This window comes from Intrasporangium sp. (assembly GCF_051961875.1).
In the GTDB taxonomy this organism is placed as follows: domain Bacteria; phylum Actinomycetota; class Actinomycetes; order Actinomycetales; family Dermatophilaceae; genus Intrasporangium_A.
This window is the reverse complement of record NZ_JBQCCV010000092.1, coordinates 1-5,190: the sequence shown is the minus strand read 5'-3', so window position 1 is coordinate 5,190 and position 5,190 is coordinate 1. Positions and strand designations below refer to the sequence as shown.

Annotated in this window: 6 protein-coding genes; 2 read left to right on the top strand and 4 right to left on the bottom strand. The window is 71.0% G+C overall.

Annotated features, from left to right (window positions below):
* The coding region (locus ACTHJJ_RS05460) for an HNH endonuclease signature motif containing protein (protein WP_440301926.1) at window positions 1-1,665 on the top strand (1,665 nt) is incomplete at its 5' end.
* A 96-nt stretch (window positions 1,666-1,761) separates the two neighbouring features.
* Here ACTHJJ_RS05460 and ACTHJJ_RS05455 read toward each other — a convergent pair.
* Window positions 1,762-2,427, bottom strand: coding sequence for a hypothetical protein (locus ACTHJJ_RS05455; RefSeq protein ID WP_440301925.1), 666 nt, complete (start codon window positions 2,425-2,427; stop codon window positions 1,762-1,764).
* 81 nt (window positions 2,428-2,508) lie between these two features.
* Window positions 2,509-3,417 carry a hypothetical protein gene (locus ACTHJJ_RS05450; protein ID WP_440301924.1) on the bottom strand — a complete coding sequence of 303 codons (909 nt, stop codon included), beginning with the start codon at window positions 3,415-3,417 and terminating at the stop codon, window positions 2,509-2,511.
* 61 nt (window positions 3,418-3,478) lie between these two features.
* Here ACTHJJ_RS05450 and ACTHJJ_RS05445 point away from each other — a divergent pair, with 61 nt between their 5' ends.
* The gene (locus ACTHJJ_RS05445) at window positions 3,479-3,757 is read left to right on the top strand and encodes a hypothetical protein (protein WP_440301923.1); all 279 of its coding nucleotides are present in this window, start codon (window positions 3,479-3,481) and stop codon (window positions 3,755-3,757) included.
* 41 nt (window positions 3,758-3,798) lie between these two features.
* Here the strand turns inward: ACTHJJ_RS05445 and ACTHJJ_RS05440 are convergent, their stop codons facing one another.
* Complete coding sequence (locus ACTHJJ_RS05440) at window positions 3,799-4,494, bottom strand: DUF6498-containing protein (RefSeq protein WP_440301922.1); 696 nt, start codon at window positions 4,492-4,494, stop codon at window positions 3,799-3,801.
* A 97-nt stretch (window positions 4,495-4,591) separates the two neighbouring features.
* On the bottom strand, window positions 4,592-5,188 hold the full coding sequence (locus ACTHJJ_RS05435; RefSeq protein WP_440301921.1) for a proteasome activator: 597 nt from the start codon (window positions 5,186-5,188) through the stop codon (window positions 4,592-4,594).
* Window positions 5,189-5,190: the final 2 nt, after the last annotated feature.

Here is a 5,190-nt window from a genome sequence, read left to right as displayed (position 1 = left end):
GAGTCGGAAACTCGGCACCGGATCCTCGCCCCGTTGGTCGGCGCGTTGGCGCGTGTGGTCCCCATGCCGGCCGCGCCTTCCCCCTCGCCGTCCGGACCTGCCGCTGACTCGCTCGAGGCGGCGATGGATGCCGAGCTGCGGGTCGTGGAGGCGGTGGAGCGCGCCAAGGCGGCCCTCGACGCGCAGTCCCTCGTCGCGCTGGCACGGATGCAGTCGCTCGCCGAGTCGATGGTCGCCGCAGCCCCGGCTGCGGCTCGCGCCGTGCCGGTCAGTCCCGACGAGCTCGTCACGATGGAGGTGGCGACGGCGACCGGGCTCTCCCAAGGCGAGACCGCGGTCCGCGCCGAGCTGGCTGCCGGACCGGTGGAGCGGTTCGGACCACTCTGGGAGCTGCTTGCCGCCGGGACGGTCTCGCTGCGGCGAGCCTGCCAGGTCGTAGAGGAGACCCGACACCTGCAGCACGACGTGGTGGCCGAGCTGGTCGAGTCCGTCTTCGCCCCCACCCGCGATGGTGCCGGACTCTCCGGAAACCTGTTCCGGCAGAGGCTGCGACGAGCGATCCTCCGCGCGGACGCCGATGCCGCGGCCGCCGCCGCGCGGCGGCGTGCAGCGCGGCGACGCAACGGGGCACGGGCGCAGATCTTCGACGACGGCACCGGCGAGCTCGTCGTGCGCAACGACGCAGACAAGATCGCCGCCGCCATCGACCGGGCCGACGCGGCCGCCCGCGCCGCGAAGGCCGCCGGGGACCCACGCTCTCTCGATCAGCTGCGAGCCGATTTCATCACCGGGGCGGCCAGTTACGGCCAACCCTGCGGGACCGCCGGTTGCGGCTCGATGGCGGGTCCGGTTGGCCGACGGCCTTCAGGCGACGCCGACTGCGGGGCTGACGGCAGGGACAGCGCGTACGGCAGCGACACCGCGGATGGCGCGGATGGCGCGGACGGCGCGTACGGCAGGGACACGGCGGATGGCGCGGACGCCGCGGACGGAACGAAGCCGCACTCTTGCCGGTTCGTGCCGGACTGGTACGCCAGCTTCGGTCACCGGCCCGCCGCGAAGGTCTGGATCGTGGTGCCAATCACCACGGCCCTCGGGCTGGACGAGGCTCCCTGCCAGTTGCCTGGCCACGGTTGGCTCGCCGCCGAGCAGGCTCGGGCCATCATCACCGCCGAGGGCTCGATCTGGCAGACCATGCTGGCCGACCTCGACTCGGGCACCGCTCTCCGGCTCTCGCACCGCGGCTACCGGCCGACGGCGGCGATGGTCGAGCACGTGATTGCGGTCGACGGGGTCTGCCGCGGCCCGGGGTGCACAGTTCCGGCGTCCCGCTGCGACGTCGACCACGACATTGCCTACCCCGAGGGCCCGACCGCCGTCACCAACCTGACCGATAAGCACCGCCAGCACCATCGCATCCGCACCGCGGGATTCTGGCGAGCGGTCCGTGATCCGCATGACGCCCGGGTGACCTGGCGCACCAGCGCCGGCCGTCGGTACGTCACCTATCCCGCCGACTGGCTCGAGGATGTTCGGCCCAGACGCAAGTTCGGGGGTCACGACCACAACCCCGAACCCGTCACCCGCCCCTACGGACCCGAGCCAAACCCTGATCCCTCTGCCCGGTGGGGCGCAGACTGCCCGCCGGAGCCGCCACCCTTCTGACCGAGCGCGGTCACAGTGACGGTGATGGCAGTGGTTCCCGCGCTGGCCGGCACATCGGCTCACGGAGCGGATCAGGCAGGCCCCAGGCCGGCCGAGTCAGCCTGCCGGAGTCGCCGTCGATGGCGACTGCGTGTCCGGGGCGGGCGCATTCGCCGGGGCCGGGGTGATGGTGCGGGTCGACGTCGGCTCGATGGGACTACATGACCGGGTCGCCTGGCCCTGGCCGGCCGGCGAGGTGTCGCGCGACTGGTCCTGCGGCGCCGGCTGGATGGTCGGATCGATCGTCGTGCCGTTGATGACCTGGATCGAGTCGTAGGCCGGCCGGCCTTCGAGCAGGTTCCGGTAGCTGTAGCGGGTCAGCTGGGAGAGGTTGCAGCTCGACCCGAACGTCACGATGTCGAAGGCGTACGGCTGTCCCGTCAGCTCGGCGTCCTCACCGGTCGTGTAGTGCGAGAAGACCCCGCCGCCGGTGAAGGTGCCGACCTGGATCCGGTTTCCCTTGAGGTCCGCGGCGTGGATGTGCCCGTTGATGAGGATGCGGGCGCGCTCGACCGCGGCTGCGGCATACGGCTCGTGTGCGACGACGATGTCGGGCTCGGGCTCGTTCGCCATCGTCCGGTTGAAGGCGTCGACCGCGGGCGCCTCCTTGGCCTTCGGGTCCTTGTTGTCGTCCCCGAACCAGCGCGGGTCGTTGAAGCCCGCGATCCGCAGGCCGTGGAAGCTGAGCTCGTGGTAGCTGCCCCGTGGCCCCTGCAGCAGCACGACGTTCGGGATCCTCTGGAGCCGCTCGAGGAGCGCCCGGTCCGTCGGCGACGACTGGTCGTGGTTACCGGCGACGTAGATTTAGGGCACCCCGAGCGACTCGATGCTCTTGAAGATGCCGGCTGCCTCGGCCTCCTGGACATGACCGAAGTTGATGAGGTCGCCCGAGTCGATGACGGCGTCGACCTGCTCCTCCTTGATGATCGATCGCATCAGGGAGTACTGGTTGGTGCCGTGGATGTCCGACACGAGCAGGAACCGCGCCGCGACGGGGTTGCTCAGCTCGCCGGGCACGAACTTGGACTGGAGCGCCTGCGAGACGGCGAGCAGGTTGCGTACGTATGGCGTGACGGCCGCGGCCCGTGCCTCGACGCCGGTGAGCATGCCGGCGTTGCGTTGGACGAGCCCGAGCACACCGGTCGTCGTGAACGACTGGAACCGGCTCGGTTGGTACGTCAGGGCCGTGCTCCCGCCCGTGACGACGCAGGTGACCGCGAGCGCCGACGCGACGAGCCCGATATTGGGCCACTGCGGCCGTCGCCGGATCGCGTAGTGGATCGCGGTCGTCAGGGCGAGCGCCACGATCAGCGCGCCGGCCACGAACCGCAGACCGACGCCCACCACCGCCTCCCGGATCGCGGCCGAGATCTGGTCGTCGGTGGGTTGCAGCGCGTTGACGGACACGTCCGGCCCGGTCAGCAGGCCGGTGATCCCCTCCTGCACGGAGACCTCGACGTCCAGGCCGGGGGCGACGAGTGGTGAGCCGAACTGCAGGTCGACATCCCCCACGATGGTCGGCGCGTGGAGGACGGGGCTGTGCGTCGGGATGACATCGAGGCGCAGCACCGCGCGGTAATGGTCCGTCTCGACCACGGTCGGCGCGAGGTTCGTCGCCGCGACGCCACCGAGGTAGCAGAGCACGAGCACCGCCAGCCAGCGCCCGAGCATCTCCGCCCGGCGCACCCAGACTCGCCGACTCGTGCTGATCATCGCCAACACCCTACGTGTTCGAGCGCCGCCGTCCCCGGGGTGCTTTGGCACAATCGCTGGCATGTGGATCGTCGCCCTCGTCGTCGCGGCCGTGCTGCTGACCCTCTCGACCCATCAGCTCGTCCTCGCGAACCCACGCTCGCCGGTGCCGTGGATGGGCCGCCCCGAGCAGGAGCCGGGCAGCACGCTGATCCTGCGCATCGCCGGCGCCTTCGCCGGCCTCGTCAGCGGCATCCTCACCCCGACGCACCTGCTGTTGTGGTTCTTCGTGGGCATCGTCCTCGCCTTCCTGCCGACCGTCGTCCTGCAGGCCCGACACAACGCCCACGTGCACGGCTGAGCGGGAGCGCGGCGAGCGGCATACCCCGTGGCGTATGCCGTTCAGCCGGCTTCCGCAGTTGCGCGCCGTCCCGCTGCGGTGGGCACGTCGTTGGCGAGGCGGCGCTCTCCGATGAGGTCGAGGGCGAGCTGAACGACGATGTCGACGACGGTCCGGAAGGCGATGAGTAGCAGACCCGCCCTGACCTGCTCGTCGGTGAGCAGCGTGCTCGTGAAGGCGCCGACCAGCGTCCCCGCCATGAGCGGGAGGCACCGCGGGATCGCGGGGACGACCGCCATGATCGGTGAGACGACGTCCCGCTGCCCGCGGAAGAACCACTGGTAGGCAAGGCTGTAGCTCGTGCTGAGCAGGATCGCGCCGACGATGACGACGTACTGCACCACCCCGCCGGTAAGCCCGATCGAGACCGCGATGATGATCGCCCACACGCCCATGACGAGCGACCAGATCCCGAAGAAGACCGAGCCGAACAGCGGGGCGAAGCGCCGCGTCTCATCGGTGCCGGCGCGGGAGGTCCTCGCCCGGATGATCGACCAGCCGAAGATGAGGACCGACTCGATCCAGTAGACGAGCACGACGTCCCCGAGCGTGATCTGCCGGGTCGCGAGTGCGCCGAACGGCAGCAGGCTGCTGCAGACGACAAGCACGGCACCCAGGGCCCGGGCGACGGGTCGGGGGAGGCGCGCGATGAGCGCCTGGAGGACCGGGACGCCGATGAGCCGGAGCAGCACGTTCACCCGGTCACCCTAGAGCCGCGCGAACGGACCGCTCGAGGGCGAGCGGGCCGGTATACGGACCCGCTCGACCCTCGCACGGTCAGTTCGGGAGGAGAGGTCAGAGGTACTGGCCGGTCGGGCCGCCCTCGCGGGGGACGTTCGGTGCGCCGGGGACCGACGGCGCTCCGTAGGGCGAGCCCGGGCGCCCCGGGGGAAGGGCGCGCATCTGGGCGAGCTGCTGCTGCGCGGCCATCTGCTGGGCCACCAGCGCCGTCTGGATGCCGTGGAAGAGGCCTTCGAGCCAGCCGACCAGCTGGGCCTGCGCGATGCGCAGCTCGGCGTCGCTGGGTGACTCGTCCCGGAAGGGCGAGGCGATCCGGTCGAGCTCCGCCACGAGCTCGGGGGCGAGGCCGTCCTTCAGCTCCTCGAGCGACTGGTGGTGGAGCTCGGCGAGCCGCCGGCGGCCCGGCTCGTCGAGGGGGGCGCTGCGCACCTCCTCGAGGAGCTGCTTGATCATCGACCCGATCCGCATCACCTTGGCCGGCTCCTCGACGAGGTCTGCCGGGTTCTTGCGCTCGCGGTCGCTCTCGCCGTCGCCCGAGTCGGAGTCGGCGATCCCCATGCTCTCGTGGGTCACGACGACGACGCGGGGATCCTGCTTGTCGTCGCTGCTCTGCTCACCCGAGCCCGGCTGCTGCGTCTGGTCGTCACTCATGT

Excerpts from the sequence above, each read along its gene's own strand:
- ACTHJJ_RS05450 (WP_440301924.1), bottom strand. The coding sequence starts at position 3,417 with ATGATCAGCACGAGTCGGCGAGTCTGGGTGCGCCGGGCGGAGATGCTC.
- ACTHJJ_RS05435 (WP_440301921.1), bottom strand. The coding sequence starts at position 5,188 with ATGAGTGACGACCAGACGCAGCAGCCGGGCTCGGGTGAGCAGAGCAGC.
- ACTHJJ_RS05445 (WP_440301923.1), top strand. The coding sequence starts at position 3,479 with ATGTGGATCGTCGCCCTCGTCGTCGCGGCCGTGCTGCTGACCCTCTCG.